This is a genomic window from Rahnella ecdela (assembly GCF_019049625.1).
GTDB lineage: Bacteria > Pseudomonadota > Gammaproteobacteria > Enterobacterales > Enterobacteriaceae > Rahnella > Rahnella ecdela.
Map to the genome: position 1 here is coordinate 1 of NZ_JAFMOY010000132.1, position 18,424 is coordinate 18,424.

The following is an 18,424-nucleotide window of genomic DNA, read 5'->3' on the forward strand; positions in this document are numbered from 1 at the left end:
GGTTTGGGTGGGGTTTTAATGGCAACTACGATGCTTTTTACTCATCACATCTTCACCAGCATCAGTCCTGCCCTTAATCCCAAAGCGACATTCGGATTCGGGAACAACACCACTTCCTCGTCGGCTTCCACTTTGTAAGTTTTCCCGGTTTCCTGAGCGATAACAAAACCTTTGCTGAATGCCGTAAAATTCAGGGCATCTGCCGGAACAAACAACTCGAAATCTTCCCGGGAACGGATCACATCCTGCACCACGCAGTAATGCACCAGCGGCGCGGGGGCTTCACGTACAGGCAACGGTTCATCGCTGACCAGCGTTTCCAGCGCGCGGCGGATACCGGTGAATTGTGCGTGATCGTTACTGCCAAACGGCAGCGCCTTGCCCAGTTCCAGAGTGCAGCTGTCAGCCTGAAATACGTCACTGCTGAAATGCGTAAAGGTTCCGCCCGGTGAACGATGATGCACCAGCGCATCCAGCCCGGCGGCATTAAGCCACGCGAGCATCGCTTCGCTTTTCGGACGAGCCTGTAACGGCAACAGCCCGAAGCGCACATGTTTTGACCCGCGGATCGCCGTGTGCAAATCGTAATGGTATCGCTGCGTGGTTCCCGCAGCCGTTGCGCTGCGGTAAAACAGTGCCATCACCTGTTCGAGCTCCTGCGCCCGTCGGCTTTCATCATTAGGCGTGTAACGCGCGTGGCGCCCGCCAAACATGCGGTTCATATCCGCTTCGACAAATCGCTTATTGATGCACATGGAAGGCGGATTGCCCAGCAAAACCAGCAGCCGCACGCGTAATTGTCGTTCACCTGAAAGCAATTCACTGACAAGCTGATTAAGCAGTTCAATGGGTGCGGTTTCATTGCCGTGGATGCCGGCGGAAATGACCACAGCCGCTTCGCAGGGCTGACGAGGCGACAGTTCGAGAATGCCCTCGCCGCGCCACTGCCAGTCCAGCATTTCTGTTTGTCCGGCAGGTTCGGTTACCACATCGCCGGAAAGCGTCATCGCCAGTAAATCAAACATATCTCACTCCTTTGAGGTTCAGCGCTGGAAAGGATAAATCGCACCCAGCCCGAGAATATTAGTCAGCTCATCCAGCGCAGTACGCACTTCGGTCAACAGTTGCGGATCCGCCAGATCTTTTGCCTGCATACGGTCGCGATAATGCGTGTCCACCCAGGTATTGAGCCGGGTGAACTGGCTGTCGCTCATCAGCGAGGCCACATTCACCGCATTCAGTTCGTTGCGGTTCAGCGCCACACGCAGACGCAGACACGCCGGACCACCGCCATTGCGCATACTTTCTCGCAGATCAAACACTTCAATCTGATCGACCGGCCCGCCGCTGTCTTTCAGCGCCGACAAATACGCCCAGACACCCACGTGCTGCCGTGATTCTTCCGGCACCACCAGCATCATTTTACCGTCCGTTTTGCTCAGTAACTGGCTGTTAAACAGATACGTCGCCACCGCATCGTCGAGCGATACTTTCGACTGCGGCACTTCAATCGGCTGAAAATCCAGTTCAAGCGCCGCCATTTTTTTGCGGATTTCGTCCAGTGCTTTACCTGAATTCACAAACGCCTGTTCGTGGTGGAAAAGCACGTTGCCGTTACTGACAGAAATCACGTCATTGTGAAAAACGCCGCTGTCGATGGCATGCGGATTTTGCTGGATAAACACCGTACGCTTCTCATCAAGCTGGTGCAGACGCGCTATCGCGTCACTGGCTAAGCGGGTCTGACGCGCCGGATAGCGTACAGGTTCATTTTCGCCGGTCACCAGTCCGTCACGGCCATAAACAAACACCTGAACGCCGGGTTTATCGTAGGCACCGCATAAACGGTTGTGATTGGCTGCGCCCTCGTCTCCCAGCGCCGCCACCTGCGGCAGCGCGTCGTGATGGGCAAAATATTTATCCGCGTGGAATGTCGCACGCAAAATCGCAGACGTCGTTTCCGCCTCAATCGCGCGGTGGAATTTATTGTTCAGATTGGCGACGGTGAAATGCACGCGTCCGTCCGCGCTGTCCGCCGAGGGAGAAACCGTCGCGGCATTGGCCACCCACATGGATGACGCCGAACTCAGCGATGACAGCAGACGCGGCGAATAAGCCTGCGCTTTGGTCAGCACCTCACGGTCACTGCCACCAAAACCCATTTTACGTAATGTGCTCAGATGCGGGCGCTCATGCGGCGGCAAAATTCCCTGAGCAAAACCCAGATCAGCCAGGGCCTTCATTTTCAGCAAACCCTGTTTTGCCGCCAGACGCGGGTTTGCTACCGCATTCTGGTTTTTAGTCGAGGCTTCGTTGCCAAACGACAGCCCCGCGTAATGGTGCGTCGGCCCGACGAGTCCGTCGAAATTTGCTTCACATCCAGACATTCCTGTCTCCTCAGGTTGTACGGAAATCAATACCAGGCGACAACGTCGCAGGGAGTTCCAGCTTGTCTGTTTCCAGCGAGGCCATCGGCCAGGCACAATAATCCGCCGCATAATAAGCACTTGGACGATGATTGCCTGATGCGCCGATGCCACCGAAAGGCGCATTGCTTGATGCGCCGGTCAGCGGTTTGTTCCAGTTAACAATGCCCGCCCTTGCTTCCAATAATAGCTGCTCAAACTGATCCCGCTCAGCGGAGATAAGACCGGTTGCCAGTCCGAACCGTGTCTGATTGGCCAGCGCGATGGCATTATCGAAATCGCTGTAGCGGTAAATACTCAGCAACGGACCAAAGTATTCTTCATCGGGAACGCCTGCCACACCGGTCAGATCGATAATCCCCGGAGTCAGCACGGTATTAAGCGGATCCGGGCGTGTCAGCAACAGCAACGGTTTGCCACCCAGCGCCAGCAATTCGTCCTGCGCTTTCAGCATATTGCGTGCCGCAATGTCAGAAATCACGCCGCCCATAAATGGCTGCGGGTCGTCATTCCATCCGCCGACGCGCAGTTGCATCGTCACATCCAGCAAACGCGCGATAAACGCATCGCCCGCCGTGCCCTCTTTCACCAGCAACCGTCGTGCACAGGTACAACGCTGTCCGGCAGAAATAAACGCCGACTGAATGGTCAGGTTAACCGCCGCATCAATGTCTTCCACCGGCTCGACGATCAGCGCATTGTTGCCGCCCATTTCCAGAGCCAGAATCTTTTCAGGCTGACCTGCCAGCTGACGATGCAACTGATAACCGGTGCCCGCACTGCCGGTAAACAGCAGGCCGTCAATATTGCCGCAGGCCGCCAGCGCTTCACCGGTCGAACGCCCGCCCTGCACCAGATTCAGCACCCCTTCCGGCAGCCCCGCCTGTTCCCACAACTTCACCGTTTCTTCGGCAGTTTTAGGCGTCAGTTCACTCGGTTTGAACACCAGCGTATTGCCCGCCAGTAAGGCCGGAACGATATGTCCGTTGGGCAGATGACCGGGGAAATTATACGGGCCGAAAACCGCCAGTACGCCGTGTGGCCGGTGGCGAAGTACCGCCTCGCCGTCGGGCATCGCAGTATGCTTTTCGCCGGTACGTTGCTGATTAGCTTCCAGTGAAATCGCCACTTTGCCGATCATCGCCTGAATTTCGGTCAGTGTTTCCCAGCGCGGTTTACTGGTTTCCTGACTGATGATTTCCGCCAGCCGGATTTTGTGTTCCGTCAGTAAATCCGCAAAACGCTTGATCACTTCTGCGCGTTCGCCCACGGTTTTACGTGCCCATGCGGGAAATGCCGTGCGCGCTGCCGTACAGGCGGCATCAACATCTTCCGCATTGGCGCTGAGCGCTGACCACAGCAACGTGTTATCGGCAGGATTGGTTTTATTGAGCTGCGCGCCTTGTCCGCTGCGCCACTGGCCCTGAATAAAAAGTGCAGGTTGCATCATGCGAGACTTTCCTTTTTGAGAATTTGGGTTGCAGGAGTGGGGTTACTGCCGGGAAAAAGCGCCACCGCACGCAGGGTATCGCCATCGCTCAGGCCGAGCATTTCCGCCTCGGCGGCGTTAAGTGTCAGGCTATCGGGCGTTTCGCCACCCGGAACCAGCAGCGCACGGAAATTCTGATACTGCTCGTTGGCGACCAGATACAGTGGCTCGTCGCCACCGTTGCGACTTTCAGCCAGCCGGACCGGTAGCAGACGACTCTCTTTCACCGCACGTAACTGGTCGATTTCACCTTCGAGCGTCGGACCGGCATCGAAAATATCCACATAGCCCTCGTAACGCAGCCCCTCACCTTCCAGCACAGCGCGTGCCGGAGCAGTTTGCGGATGCACTTCGCCGATCACTTCACGGGCTTCATGGCTGAGCAGTTCGGTATATAAAGGATGTTTTGGCATCAGTTCGGCGATAAAGGATTTCTGTCCCATGCCGGTCAGACGGTCGGCCTCGGCGAATTCCATCCCGAAGAAATGCCGCCCTACGCTGTCCCAGAACGGCGAATGGCCGCTGTCGTCAGAGACGCCGCGCATTTCCGCAATGACCTTGCGGGAGAAATATTCGCGGAACGCCGCCAGAAACAGAAAACGCACTTTCGCCAGCAACTGACCGTTTTTACCGTTACGGTAATCTGCATCAAGAAACAGCGTGCAAAGCTCGGTATAGCCGGTGTGATCGTTACTCAGAAACAACGTCGGCACTGGCTTATAAATGTTCAGGCTTTTAGAAGCATGCACCAGCGTACCGAGGCGGAAGTTGTACCATGGCTCGCTCAGCCCGACGGCTACTTCAATGGCGCTGACACCCACCACTTTTTGCTTTTCGGTATCTTCCAGCACGAACAGATAACCCTGATCGCCTTTCTCAAGGCGGCCTTCCCAGGTCGCCACTGAGCGCTCAATGCGCCCGCGTAAATGCGCTTCATCCTTGGGCAAAGACGTTAAACCGATGCCGGTTTTGCCTGATAACTGCAGGATATCGGCGAGATCGCCGGGCCGCACAGGTCGAATCAACATCATGATGCTCTACCTCATTTAACCCAATTGTTCACACGCACACGCGCGCGACAGCCCGCTCAAGGCGGTTCAGCCCTTCTTCAATATCCGCACCCGGAATAATCAGTGATGGCGCAAAGCGCAGCACGTTGGGGCCGGCAATCAGCGCAATCAGCCCTTCTTCTGCCGCCAGCGTATTCAGCTGTTTGGCCTGATCTTTGTAACGCCCGCTCATCACCGCACCGAGCAACAAACCTTGCCCGCGCACTTCGCTGAACACCTGATAACGGTCATTGATACGTTTAAGCCCGGCGATAAACCATTCGTGGCGTTTAGTGACACCGGCTAACACTTCCGGCGTATTAATAAGCTCAAACACTTTGCCCGCCACCGCCGTCGCCAGCGGATTACCGCCGTAAGTGGTGCCGTGCGTGCCCGGCTGGAATAATGCGGCATAACGGTCGGTGGTCAGCATCGCGCCAATCGGGAAACCGCCGCCCAGCGCTTTGGCACTGGTCAGTATGTCCGGCACCACACCGTAATGCTGATAGGCGTAAAGTTCGCCGGTACGCCCGACGCCGGTCTGCACTTCATCGAAAATCAGCACCGCCTGATGTTTGTCACACAACTCGCGCATGCCTTGCAGGAATTCAGCTTCTGCTGGCACCACACCGCCCTCGCCCTGAATAGGCTCGACAATCACCGCGCAGGTACGGGAGGAAATATGGCCTGAAACTGCGGCCAGATCGTTAAACGGCAGATGGGTAATCGCCTGCGGCAAGGGGGCAAAATCCTCGGAATATTTTGGCTGTCCGCCGGTCGTTACGGTAAACAGCGTGCGGCCGTGGAAGGCATTTTTGAAGGCGATGATTTCATTCTTTTCGCCGCCGGTTTTGTTGCCATAGAGTCTCGCCAGTTTGAGCGCCGCTTCATTAGCTTCCGCGCCGGAATTGCAGAAAAACACTTTGTCGGCAAAAGTGGCGTCGATCAGTTGTTTGGCCAGACGCAGCACCGGTTCGTTGGTGTAACCGTTGCCCAGATGCCAGACTTTGTCCGCCTGTTTATGCAGTGTTTTACGGATTTCCGGATGCGCATGCCCCAGCGCATTCACCGCAATGCCGCCCGCAAAATCGACATAATCTTTGCCCGCCTGATCCCACAGCCAGGATCCCTCGCCACGCACGGGAATAAACGCCGCAGGGGCGTATACCGGCACCATCCAGTCATCAAAGTTCTGGCGGCTGACGTTTTGTGGTTGCTGTTGGTGTTCCATATAAACCTCTTAATGTAAGGCCAGTGACTGGCTGAATTCAGGGTGCAGGAGTCCGCCCCCCATACCGGCAGGAATTCTGGTTATTGGTTTGTTATTTAAAAGTTAATAAATAATCTCACTCAGTCACATCATAGAGTGCAGTCTTCATGCCAGCAAAGGAAAAAAGTGAATAAAAAAAGTCACATCCAGAAAAAACAACCACTTAATACCGTCCGTTATTCACTTAAAGTGCATAAAAAATGAATAAAAGAAAAAATCCCCTTTTGCAGCAACGAGGTCTTAAGAATGAGTATGCAGGGAAATAATTTGATTTCGGCCTTCATGTTTTATACAGGATTGTGATCCGGCGCGTATCGCTCCTGCCTTCTTCAATGGCAATGCCCGATAAAAGTGCAGCAACGCACTGTTCTGGCGCGTTTACGCCCCGTGACCCTGCTCACACTCTGCGCAAATAAAAAACAGCGCCCCTCCTTTCTTTCTGAAAAATCCCTGCGACGCTGTTCGATTGTATTTAATTTGTTAATTATTTGATCCATTAATGTTTCATTGTTATCGGTAACTCACCATTACCGCACGGCGTCACAGCACGAAGCTGGAATTAATTAACTTATATTTTACATATAAAATCATTTATTTTAACAATTAAGGGCGTTGATCACATTCCATTCACGACCCCGCGAAAAGCGCTTTCCCGTTAAGTTAATCTCTGAATGTGGAATAAATGACCACCAGCCGTTCCCCTACACCAGAACAAAACATCATAAGAAAGGTACCGACATGAAATTTAACCTCGCATTAGTCAGTGCATGTGTGGTTTCAGCATGCATGTTATTCACAACACCCTCATTCGCTGCCAAACCTTACGACATCGCTGTCGTCGCCAAAGTGACTGGTATTCCCTGGTTCACCCGCATGGAAGTTGGCGTAAAAGAAGCGGCACAGAAACTGGACGTCAACGCCTATCAGGTTGGCGCTTCAACGCCGGACCCGGCACAGCAGGTCAAAGTGATTGAAGATCTGATCGCCAAAAAAGTCGACGCCATCATCGTGGTGCCGAACGATGCAAAAGTGCTGGAGCCGGTGCTGAAAAAAGCACGCGATCAGGGCATCGTGGTGTTAACGCATGAATCGCCGGATCAGCAGATTGGTCAGTGGGATATCGAAACCATCGACAGCCAGAAATATGCCGAAGCGAATATGGATGAGCTGGCGAAAGACATGGGCGGTAAAGGCGGTTACGCCATATATGTGGGTTCCCTGACCGTGCCATTGCATAACGCCTGGGCAGATGCCGCCATTAAATATCAGAAAGAAAAATACCCGGATATGCATGAAGTCACTTCACGCCTGCCGGTGGCAGAAAACATCGATAAGTCTTACTCCACCACGCTGGATTTAATGAAAACCTATCCTGATCTGAAAGGGATTATCGGTTTCGGTTCACTCGGCCCGATCGGTGCCGGTCAGGCGGTTCAGCAGAAACGTGCGAAAAACAAAATCGCGGTTGTCGGTATCGCCATGCCTGCTCAGGCTGCGCCATACCTGATGCGTGGTGATGTGAAGAAAGTGCTGCTGTGGGATCCAAAAGATGCCGGTTACGCCTTAGTGACCGTGGCCGACCAGCTGTTACAGGGCAAAGAAGTCACTAAAGACCTGAGCATCGACGGTTTAGGCAAAGCAGATGTGGATATGGATAAACACGTGATCCGCTTTAATAAAATTCTGGAAGTGACACCAGAGAATGCGAAATCACTCGGCTTCTGATTTAACTTTTTAATGATTTGATTTACAGGATATTTACCGGAGATAGATTTATCTCCAACGCCACACCAGGCAAATAGAAACAGATACGGCGATGTTTGCTGTGCCGTATCTGAATTTCTAATCAGACATTGAAAACTATTCTAAATAGAATGCTGTAAGGATCATGTGATGAATACTCTCAGCACGTCCCCTGCCCCTGCTGAGGCCTTTATCAGCCTCGAAAAAATCAGTAAAAAATTCCCCGGCGTATTAGCGCTGGATAATGTCAGCCTGACGCTGAATAAAGGCGAAGTGCATTGTCTGGCTGGTCAGAATGGCTGCGGGAAAAGCACCATTATTAAAGTCATTTCGGGTGTTTATCAGCCGGAAAAAGGGGCAGCGATTACGCTCGACGGAAAACTTTTTCATACCCTGACGCCACAACTTTCTTCTTATTACGGCATTCAGGTTATCTATCAGGACTTATCTTTATTCCCGAATTTATCGGTGGCCGAAAATATCGCCATTCACCGTTATTTACCGGGTGGCGATTTTTGGGTACATCGCGAGGCAATGCGCAAAAAAGCTGTCGCCGCTATGCAACGTGTCGGGGTTTCTCTCGACCCGGACCGTAAAGTCGAAAAACTGTCGATCGCAGACCGTCAGTTAGTGGCAATATGCCGCGCAATCGCTGCTGACGCGAGTCTGGTCATCATGGATGAGCCCACCGCGTCACTGACCCGCACCGAGGTAAATGGCCTGTTGCGGGTAGTCAATGAGCTGAAAGCCGCCGGTATCTGCGTGGTGTTTGTCAGCCACCGTCTTGATGAAGTGATGGAAGTCGCCGACCGTATCAGCGTGATGCGCGACGGCAAACTGGTGGGGACGTATCCCGCCAGCGAACTCGACAGCAATGAGCTGGCGTTCCTGATGACCGGACAGCGTTTTACTTACAGTCACCTGCCGCACCGTGCGCCCGCCGACGTGACACCGCTGCTGGAAGTCCGCCATCTGAGCCGCAAAGACCAGTATCAGGATATTTCGCTGTCGCTGCGTCAGGGCGAAATCACCTCAATTATCGGCCTGCTGGGATCAGGGCGTACCGAACTGTGTCTGAGCCTGTTCGGTATGAGCCAGCCGGACAGCGGTGAAATTCGTGTTAACGGCAATGCAGTGAAATTTCACAGCAACCGCGACGCTATCCGCCACGGTATTGCTTACGTGTCGGAAGACCGTCTGACGCAGGGGCTGATTATGGAGCAGTCCATTTACGACAACACGCTGGTGTCGATTTTCGACAAGTTACACACCGGCACCGGGCTGATGGATCACCGCAAAGCGACATCAGTGGTGAAAGATCTGATCCGTGACCTGAACATTAAAGTCTCGGACAGCGGCCTGCCGGTGAAGACGCTTTCCGGCGGTAATGCGCAGCGTATCGCCATCGCCAAATGGGTGGCGACCCAGCCGCATATTCTGATCCTTGATTCACCGACCGTCGGCGTCGATATCGCCAACAAAGAAGGGATTTACCGCATCGCCCGCGATCTGGCGGAGTCCGGCATGGCGGTACTGATGATTTGCGATGAAATCCCGGAAGCGTATTACAACAGCCATCGCGTGCTGGTGATGCGTAAAGGCCAGCTGGTGGCGGAATTCGCGCCGCACCAGAGCAGCGAAGCGCAGATTGCGGAGGCGATCAATGGATAACAAATCTCTCTCGAAACTGTTTTCTCAGCATGAATTCTGGCTGGGTTTACTGGTGCTGCTGCTGGTGATTGGCCTGAGCGTCAGTACCCATGAATTTATGACGCTCGGCAATCTGACCGACGTCGCGACCAGTTATGCCATTCTCGGCATTCTGGCCTGCGGCCTGTTCGTAGTGCTGATAGCCGGAGGTATCGACATCTCTTTCCCGGCCGTCACCTCCATTGGTCAGTACGTGATGGCGAGTTACATCATTCATCACGGCGGCAGTTTCCCGCTGGCGTTTGCGATGTCGATGGGCACGGGTTTACTGCTCGGGCTGGTCAACGGTTTTCTGGTGTACTGGCTGCGTGTACCGGCCATCATCATCACCATCGCCACACTGAACCTGTTCTACGGTTTGCTGGTGTATCTGACTAACGGCACCTGGCTTTACGGATTCCCGGACTGGTTTATGAATGGCATTAACTGGTTCTCGTTTACTGCCGCTGACGGCTACGACTATGGCCTGACGCTACCGCTGCTCAGCCTGCTCGGGGTTATCATCGCCACCGGCGTGCTGATGAACCGCACCCGCGTTGGACGTCAGATTTACGCAATGGGCAGCAACCGTGATGCCGCGTCGCGCCTCGGTCTGAACATCCTGCGTCTGCATTTTTACGTGTACGGATTTATGGGATTACTGGCGGGTATTGCTGCGGTGGTTCAGGCACAAATCACCCAGTCTGTTGCGCCTAACTCCCTGCTCGGCTATGAACTGACGGTGCTGGCGGCGGTGGTATTAGGTGGCACCAGCATGACAGGCGGACGCGGTTCGCTCACTGGTACGATTCTTGGCGTCATGCTGCTGGCATTCCTGCAAAACGGCCTGACCCTGTTGAGTATTTCGTCCTACTGGCATCAGGTTTTCAGCGGCGTGATCATTCTGGTCAGCATCAGCAGCACCGCGTGGAATGAAAAACGCAAACTGGCAAAGGGGATGTGACATGACGACCTTAACCCGATTCTTCCCCGGCGACCGCATCATCCGTTTGCAGTTGCTGATCATCGTCGCTGTGGCCGTGCTGTTTTCATTCACGCTGGGCGGCAGTTTTTACAGCGTCGGCAATTTCCAGTCGATCTCCTCGCAGTTACCGATTCTGGGCATGCTGGCGCTGGGGATGGGCATCACCATGCTTACCGGCGGCATTAACCTTTCGGTGATTGCCGGCGCTAATGCCTGTTCGCTGGCGATGGCGGCGATTCTGGTGGCGCATCCGGGTCAGCCGGAATACTTCGCGCTGGCGATGCTCGCCGGTCTGGCCGTTGCGGTGGTGATTGGCGTCCTCAATGGCGCGCTGATTGCCTATATCGGTGTCTCACCGATTCTGGCGACGCTCGGCACCATGACGCTGATTGCCGGGCTGAATATTCTGCTGACCAACGGTGCGGTGATTTCAGGTTTCCCGGCGGCGATTCAGTATCTCAGCAACGGCAGTTTGCTCGGCATTCCGGTCGCCCTGCTGTTATTCCTGCTGGTCGCGCTTTTGCTGTGGGTTTTGCTTGAACACACCACACTTGGCCGCAGCTTGTATCTGATGGGGTCCAACGAACAGGCCACGCGTTTCAGTGGCGTTAACACCCACAAAGTGACCATTGCGGTGTACGTGCTTTCCGCCCTGCTCGGCTGGGGCGCGGCATTGCTGATGATGTCCAAATTTAACTCGGCGAAAGCAGGCTACGGTGACTCGTATTTGCTGGTGACCATTCTGGCCTCGGTACTCGGCGGGATTAATCCCGACGGCGGATTCGGGCGGGTCATCGGGCTGGTACTGGCACTGATCGTCCTGCAAATGCTGGAAAGCGGTCTGAACCTGATGGGCGTCAGCAGTTATCTGACGATGGCCCTTTGGGGCGGCGTCCTGATCCTGTTTATCGCGCTGCAAAACAGAAAATCTTAAGCGAAAGCTTTTTACCGAAGGGAAAGAACATGGCGAGTTATTTTATTGGAGTAGACGTAGGAACCGGCAGCGCCCGCGCGGGCGTCTTCGATATGACCGGCCGCATGGTCGGCCAGGCCAGCCGTGAGATAACGCTGTACCGCCCGAAAGCCGATTTCGTCGAACAGTCTTCCGATGAAATCTGGCAATCCGTCTGTAACGCCGTGAAAGATGCGGTCAATCAGGCCGACATCAACCCGATTCAGGTGAAAGGTATCGGCTTCGATGCCACCTGCTCGCTGGTGGTGCTGGATAAAGAAGGCAAACCACTGACCGTCAGTCCGTCCGGACGCAGCGAGCAGAACATTATTGTGTGGATGGATCACCGCGCCATCACTCAGGCAGAACGCATCAACGCCACCGGACACCGCGTACTGGAATTCGTTGGCGGGATTATTTCGCCCGAAATGCAGACGCCAAAACTGCTGTGGCTCAAACAGCATATGCCGACCACCTGGAACAACGTCGGGCATCTTTTCGACCTGCCGGATTTCCTGACCTGGCGCGCCACGCAGGACACCACACGTTCCTTGTGTTCTACCGTCTGTAAATGGACGTATATCGGCCACGAAGACCGCTGGGATCCGAGCTATTTCCGCCAGATCGGTCTGGAAGATTTACTGGAAAACAACGCAGCAAAAATCGGCAGCGAAGTGAAAACCATGGGCGAACCGCTCGGTCACGGCCTGACGCAGCGCGCCGCTGCTGAAATGGGGCTGATGGCGGGTACGGCTGTCAGCGTCTCGATTATTGATGCCCACGCAGGCAGCCTTGGCATTCTCGGTGCCAGCGGCGCATCCGGTGAATCAGCCGATTTCGACAACCGTATCGCGCTCATTGGCGGCACGTCCACGGCACATATGGCGATGTCGCGCAGCGCGCGCTATATCGGCGGCATCTGGGGGCCTTATTACTCGGCTATTCTGCCGGATTACTGGCTGAACGAAGGCGGGCAATCGACTACCGGCGCGCTGATCGACCACGTTATTCAGTCGCATCCGTGTTATCAGGATCTGCTGAAACAGGGTAAAGACAGCGGTAAAACCATTTATGAAGTGCTCAACGGCATTCTGCGTAAAATGGCCGGAGAACCGGAGAATATCGCCTTCCTGACCAAAGACATTCATATGCTGCCCTACTTCCACGGTAACCGTTCACCGCGCGCCAACCCGACGCTGACCGGCACGCTGACCGGCCTTAAACTTTCGCGTACACCGGAAGACATGGCGCTGCATTATCTGGCGACCATTCAGGCACTGGCGCTTGGCACCCGTCACATTATCGAGACCATGAATCAGAGCGGTTACCGCATCGATACCATGATGGCGAGCGGCGGCGGCACTAAAAACCCGGTGTTTGTACAGGAGCATTCCAACGCGACAGGCTGCGCGATGTTATTGCCGGAAGAAAGCGAGGCGATGTTACTTGGCAGCGCCATGATGGGCACCGTCGCGGCTGGCGCGTACGACTCTCTGCCGGAAGCGATGGCGGCGATGAGCCGCATCGGCAAAACCGTTACGCCGCAAACCAACAAAATCAAAGAGTATTACGATCGCAAATACCGCGTATTCCATGAGATGTACCACGACAGCATGAAATACCGCCGCCTGATGCAGGGGGAAACCGAATGAATGCAGAGGAAGAATTTGCTCTGGCGTGTCAGGGCTGGCAGACCTATAGCCAGGAATTACTGGCGTTGCAGCGCAATCTTGATGCCGATATCTGGCAGCAGTTACTGACGCTGGTCACCGGCTGCAAGGGCAAAATTGCCGTCACCGGCGTGGGTACTTCGGGCATTGCGGCGCGCAAAATCGCCCATATGCTGGCGTGCGTCGAGCAACCGGCGGTGTATCTCAGCGCCACTGACGCCGCCCACGGTGACTTAGGCTTTATGCGCAGCAATGACCTGATGATCCTCATTTCCCGCGGCGGCAACTCTGAAGAACTGACGCGCCTGCTGCCGACGCTGAAAGCCAAAGGCGTGGCAATCATCAGCGTGACGGAAAATCTGGATTCGGCCATTGCCCGTGCTGCCACGCTGGTCGTGAAAACGCATATTCAGCGGGAAATCGATCCGCTCAATATGCTGGCCACCACCTCTATCGTGCTGGTGCTGGCAGTATTCGATGCGTTGTGCGGCAACATCATGCTGCGCAACGGCTTTGACCAACAGCGTTTGCTCAAAGTCCATCCGGGGGGGAATGTCGGGAAGACATTGCGGGAGAAGGATGTTTGATAACACCCTTACCCTTTAATCTCTTCCGCCACCAGCGCCGCCAGAACTGAGATGGCGCGCGCGGTGTGCGGCCCCCATTCGAATGAGGTGTTAAGACGCAGGCAGTGGCGGAAACGTTCGTCGGCAGAGAACATAGTGCCGGGCGCAACGCTGACGCCTTTTGCCAGCGCGCGCTGATAAACCCGCGCCGCATCGACGTTATCGCCCAGATCCAGCCACAGGAAATAACCGCCCGCCGGTTGTGAAACGCAAACCTGCGGAGGAAATTCCCGGATAATGGCGTGGCGCATCGCCAGCTGACGCTGTTCGAGCTGACGCCGCAAACGCCGTAAATGCGTGTCGTAACCCCCCTGCTGTGTACCCTGCAAATAATCCGCAAGCGCCAGCTGAACCGGCACGCTGGCCGATAAGGTACTCATCAGTTGCAGACGCTGGATACGTTCGGCATAAGCGCCCGCGGCGACCCAGCCGACACGAAATCCCGGCGCCAGACATTTTGAAAATGACGAACAATGCAGAATTTCACTGCGGTAATCCGACGCCTTCAGCGGCACCGTGCGCTCGCTGCCGAAATACAGTTCGCTGTAAACGTCGTCCTCAATCAGCGCCACTTTATGCGCCTGCAAAATTGCCACCAGTCGTGCCTTATTTTCCGGCGGTAAACTGCCTCCGAGCGGATTCTGAAAACTCGACATCAGCCAGCAGGCTTTAATCGGATAAGTTTCGAGGGCTTTTTCCAGCGCATCAGGATCCATCCCAAAACGTACATCCGTCGGAATGGCGACGGCTTTTAATTTACGCCGCTCAATAGCCTGCAATACGCCATAGAAAGCCGGTGACTCAATCGCCACCCAGTCGCCCGGTTCTGTCACGGCCTGTAAACTTAATCCCAGGGATTCCATCGCACCCGACGTAATCACAATTTCATCGGGTGCGACTTCAATGCCGTTTTGCGCGTAACGCTGCGCAATGCTGCGGCGCAGTTCTTCATTGCCCGGCGGCAGATTAGCAATAGCACTGTGCGGCGACATCCGGCGGACGGCGCTGGCAAGGGATCGCCCCAGTCGCGGTTGCGGAAAAAGTGTCGGATCGGGAAACGCGGAACCGAGAGGCACTACGGAGGGGTCTTGTCCGGCCTTGAGGATATCGAAAATGGCGTCGTTGACGTCAACCTGTTCGGCGGCATGCAAACGCTCGTCGGGAGAATGGCGCACCGGTCGATGAATGCCTGCCGCCACGTAATAACCGGATTGAGGTCGTGCGACAATCACTCCCTGACTTTCCAGCAGCTGATAAGCCTGCAATACCGTCATCAGACTCAGGCCGGACTGTTTACAGGTATCACGTAACGAAGGCAGACGGTCGCCGGGCAGCCAGACCTGTGTCTCTATTTGCCTGCGTAAAGTACGCGCCAGCGTTTCATAACGGGATTCAGCCATAATTCATCTACACTGTTATAGAGTATGTTTATAAAATGATAACTATTATGCCTGCTTTTGGCCCTGTCCTGCGAAGTAAACTGCTCATCAACAGCAATCAATGTTTACCAGAGAGGTCTGGCGGCGAAACATTCACCATGTTAATGTGTCAATACACCGCATTACTCAGATTTATCTGAACTCCCGTTCATGCCTGTTCGCGCAACCTTACGCTTTCTAAACAATTTCTCCACGATTGCCGGAAAAATGACACTTTGGCTTTCACTCTTTTACATCTTCCTCGCATTACTATTCATTGGAATGAGTAGACTTGTTTACGTCGAAACAAAACGGGCGACGTGCCTGAATATTCAATGAGGAATTTAATTATGCGTAAACTTACCGCAATGATTGTGGCTTCAACTCTGGCTCTGAGCTCTGCTTCTTTCGCGTTTGCTGCTGAAACAACCGCTGCTCCGGCAACTGACGCCACCACCGCGCCACACGGCAAAATGATGCATCATAAAGGCCCGCATCATATGAGCCCGTTTGCCGGTCTGAACCTGACTGAGCAGCAGAAAACTCAGATGAAAGAAATCATGAAAGACAGCGGCGCGCGTCCTGACCGTGCAGCAATGAAAGCGCAGATGGATCAGATGCACAGCCTGGTGGCTTCCGACAGCTTCGATGAAGCTAAAGTGAAATCGCAGATTGATACCATCACCAAAGCACAGTCCGACCGCATGCTCGACCGCGCCCGTGCTGAGAACAAAATGTATAACCTGCTGACACCTGAGCAGAAAAAACAGTTCAACGAGAACTATCAGAAACGCGCTGCCAAAATGGAACAGATGCGTGATCACAAACCAGGCCAGGATAAACCCGCTACTGCTGAATAATATCTGACCTGACATCGACAAACCGGCCCCATACAGGCCGGTTTTTTTTTGCCTTATCTCCTCAGGCGTCTTCGCCATGACGGGTGATCAGGACGCGCAAATAATCCAGCACCACGGCGGCAGGTTCCGAAAGTACCCGCGTTTCGGAAATTACCGCGCCCACGTCCATATACGTCAGGCTGTCTTCCACCGTTCGCCGCATCACCCGCAATCCATCCAGCGACCATGGCCGATAAACCAGATCTGACAAAATAGTCACGCCGCGGCCTTTCGCCACCATGCTGCGCACTGTTTCGAACGATGTGGTGGTAAACGTCACATTCGGCTGACCGCCGTGCGTTTGCCAGTGATCCCGGATGACGTCGGGATAATCGTCAGTGTCGAGCAGCAGAAAAGGCAGGCTGGCGATATCAGCCAGATGGATAACCGGCTGACTGAGCAACGGATGCCCTTGCGCAATCCACAGTCTTCGCGGGGAGCGAATAAACGTTTCGATTTTCAGGTCGTTTTCACGGGCAATATTCGAGGTCAGCAACAGGCAAAAATCGGTTTCCCGCCGCCTTAAAGCAGCAATCAGCTGCGCCGCATCGGCTTCGATGAAATTGAGGGTCATCAGCGGAAAATGCTGTTCCACTTCAGTAATGATGGCGGGCAGTAAATACGCCGAAAGCGTTTTTGCCACACCAATGTTCACGGTGCCTTTCGCCAGCTGCGGCTGATAAAGCAAATCGTCAATGGCGAGCTGGCTGTCATTGATAATTTTCCGCGCATGATGCAAAAAGCGCTCTCCGGCGGCCGTCAGGGTGACACCTTTTGCATGGCGCAAAAACAGCGCGTTATTCACCGACTCTTCGAGATTACGCATCGCGACGGTCATCGAAGACTGCGAAATATTGCAGCGAGACGCGGCCTTCGATATCTGTTGCGTCTGTGCTAACGCAATGAAAAATTTCAGTTGCCGCAGGGTGAATTTCATAGTTTTAAACTATACCTCCCGATGAAAACTTTGAATTAGATTTGCTGTATGTGGCGTTTTACCATTTTAGCGTACTTAACCCGTCTGTTATTGATTCTGGCATGCATAAAACCGATATCGACACAGACACTACTTTTGGTAAAACTTATGCCTTATTTATTTTTGACCCTGGCCGCCTGTTTCTGGGGCGGAAACTATGTTGTTGGACATTTTCTGGTGACGCAGGCCGACCCGATTATGCTTTCCGAAGCCCGCTGGATGCTGACCGCCTTGCTGTTGCTCACGCTTTATTTACCGCAGGTGAAAAAACAATGGCCGGAAATGAAGAAAGCGAAAGGGACCATTCTTTTTCTGGCGCTGTGCGGACAGGTATTATTTCCTCTCACGCTCTACATTGGCCTGCAATATACGTCGTCTTTAAATGCAGCCATTTATTTATCCACCACCCCGGCGCTGGTGCTGCTGATTAATAAGTTTATTTTCAAAGAGAAGATTTCATCGCGCAATATTACCGGCGTGGTTTTAAGCTCTTTCGGCGTGGTCTGGCTGGTGATGCAGGGCGATTTACTGCATGTAGAAACGTTGAAAAACCTCAACCGCGGTGATGTCTGGACGATGGGTTCCGCCATCAGCTGGGCGCTTTACTGCGCATTCCTGCGCACCAAACCGAAAAGCGTCGGCGGCAATGCTTTCGTTGCCGTCAGCGCGGCACTCGGCGCCCTGATTTTGCTGCCGGTGCTGGCTTTCAGTTTTGCCGGATTCATGTCGGTATCCGACCTTCATCAGCAACTGCACGCCTATTTCAGCGGCAGTTTTCTGGCCGGTTTAGCCTATCTGGTGATTTTTCCTTCCTGGCTTTCTTATTTGCTCTGGAACAAAGGCATTCAGGTGATTGGTGCCACGCGGGGCGAAATTTACTCGCACCTGATCCCGCTGAGCGGCGGCGCGCTGAGTATTCTGTTTCTCAATATCCCGCTGCACGCCTTTCATCTGGTCAGTACGTTACTGATTGCAGCAGGGATTGCGCTTTGCTCCGGCAAATCCCGGGAAAACGTCGTGCAAAATATCCAGCCCACCCGCGCAGAGTGACTGGCTCTCACAACTTTGATGTCATCAGACCAGTCTTCTCTGTTCAAAGCGCCAGCCTCATCACATTTTCATTCTTAACTTCAAACTTTTCTGTTTAAACACATTATTTTTAAACAGCAATTTAACATAGTCGCAACGTACATTCTGTACACCGACCCTTACCTCCCTACATCACACTCTCA

Annotated in this window: 15 protein-coding genes; 8 read left to right on the forward strand and 7 right to left on the reverse strand. The window is 53.9% G+C overall.

Annotation, left to right across the window (positions count from 1 at the left end; genetic code table 11):
• Window positions 1-44: 44 nt before the first annotated feature.
• Genes astE through J1784_RS20780 form a run of 5 tightly spaced genes read right to left on the reverse strand, consistent with a single transcriptional unit; the run spans window position 45 to window position 6,195 of the window.
• On the reverse strand, window positions 45-1,025 hold the full coding sequence (gene astE / locus J1784_RS20760) for a succinylglutamate desuccinylase (protein WP_217150771.1): 981 nt from the start codon (window positions 1,023-1,025) through the stop codon (window positions 45-47).
• An 18-nt stretch (window positions 1,026-1,043) separates the two neighbouring features.
• Entirely contained in the window at window positions 1,044-2,387 is a 1,344-nt protein-coding gene (gene astB / locus J1784_RS20765) for an N-succinylarginine dihydrolase (protein WP_217150772.1), read from the reverse strand.
• Between the two features lie 10 nt (window positions 2,388-2,397).
• The gene (gene astD / locus J1784_RS20770) at window positions 2,398-3,876 is read right to left on the reverse strand and encodes a succinylglutamate-semialdehyde dehydrogenase (RefSeq protein WP_217150773.1); all 1,479 of its coding nucleotides are present in this window, start codon (window positions 3,874-3,876) and stop codon (window positions 2,398-2,400) included.
• Window positions 3,873-4,946, reverse strand: coding sequence for an arginine N-succinyltransferase (gene astA, locus J1784_RS20775; protein ID WP_217150774.1), 1,074 nt, complete (start codon window positions 4,944-4,946; stop codon window positions 3,873-3,875). Before astA ends, astD begins: the two co-directional genes overlap by 4 nt.
• Window positions 4,947-4,974: 28 nt before the next feature.
• Window positions 4,975-6,195, reverse strand: a complete 1,221-nt coding sequence (locus J1784_RS20780) for an aspartate aminotransferase family protein (RefSeq protein WP_217150775.1) — start codon at window positions 6,193-6,195, stop codon at window positions 4,975-4,977.
• A 777-nt stretch (window positions 6,196-6,972) separates the two neighbouring features.
• Here J1784_RS20780 and J1784_RS20785 point away from each other — a divergent pair.
• From J1784_RS20785 to J1784_RS20810, 6 genes are all read left to right on the forward strand, one after another.
• A complete protein-coding gene (locus J1784_RS20785; RefSeq protein ID WP_217150776.1) occupies window positions 6,973-7,959 on the forward strand; it encodes an autoinducer 2 ABC transporter substrate-binding protein in 987 nt (328 codons plus the stop codon).
• 168 nt (window positions 7,960-8,127) lie between these two features.
• Window positions 8,128-9,648: a sugar ABC transporter ATP-binding protein gene (locus J1784_RS20790; protein ID WP_217150777.1), complete on the forward strand. Its 1,521-nt coding sequence runs from the start codon at window positions 8,128-8,130 to the stop codon at window positions 9,646-9,648.
• Window positions 9,641-10,630: an ABC transporter permease gene (locus J1784_RS20795; RefSeq protein ID WP_217150778.1), complete on the forward strand. Its 990-nt coding sequence runs from the start codon at window positions 9,641-9,643 to the stop codon at window positions 10,628-10,630. The genes J1784_RS20790 and J1784_RS20795 overlap by 8 nt, the downstream gene beginning before the upstream one ends.
• 1 nt (window position 10,631) lies before the next feature.
• A complete protein-coding gene (locus J1784_RS20800; protein ID WP_217150779.1) occupies window positions 10,632-11,585 on the forward strand; it encodes an ABC transporter permease in 954 nt (317 codons plus the stop codon).
• Between the two features lie 29 nt (window positions 11,586-11,614).
• Window positions 11,615-13,255 (forward strand): FGGY-family carbohydrate kinase, encoded by a 1,641-nt coding sequence (locus J1784_RS20805; protein ID WP_120133457.1) that lies wholly within the window; start codon window positions 11,615-11,617, stop codon window positions 13,253-13,255.
• Entirely contained in the window at window positions 13,252-13,860 is a 609-nt protein-coding gene (locus J1784_RS20810; protein ID WP_217150780.1) for a KpsF/GutQ family sugar-phosphate isomerase, read from the forward strand. Before J1784_RS20805 ends, J1784_RS20810 begins: the two co-directional genes overlap by 4 nt.
• 8 nt (window positions 13,861-13,868) lie before the next feature.
• On the opposite strand, the gene J1784_RS20815 is transcribed toward J1784_RS20810, so the two are convergent.
• A complete protein-coding gene (locus tag J1784_RS20815) occupies window positions 13,869-15,299 on the reverse strand; it encodes an aminotransferase-like domain-containing protein (protein ID WP_217150781.1) in 1,431 nt (476 codons plus the stop codon).
• 368 nt (window positions 15,300-15,667) lie between these two features.
• Here J1784_RS20815 and spy point away from each other — a divergent pair, with 368 nt between their 5' ends.
• Window positions 15,668-16,177: an ATP-independent periplasmic protein-refolding chaperone Spy gene (gene spy / locus J1784_RS20820; protein ID WP_217150782.1), complete on the forward strand. Its 510-nt coding sequence runs from the start codon at window positions 15,668-15,670 to the stop codon at window positions 16,175-16,177.
• A gap of 61 nt (window positions 16,178-16,238) precedes the next feature.
• On the opposite strand, the gene J1784_RS20825 is transcribed toward spy, so the two are convergent.
• A complete protein-coding gene (locus J1784_RS20825; RefSeq protein ID WP_217150783.1) occupies window positions 16,239-17,153 on the reverse strand; it encodes a LysR family transcriptional regulator in 915 nt (304 codons plus the stop codon).
• 147 nt (window positions 17,154-17,300) lie between these two features.
• Between J1784_RS20825 and J1784_RS20830 the strand changes: the two genes are divergently transcribed.
• The gene (locus J1784_RS20830; protein ID WP_217150784.1) at window positions 17,301-18,242 is read left to right on the forward strand and encodes a DMT family transporter; all 942 of its coding nucleotides are present in this window, start codon (window positions 17,301-17,303) and stop codon (window positions 18,240-18,242) included.
• Window positions 18,243-18,424 lie beyond the last annotated feature (182 nt).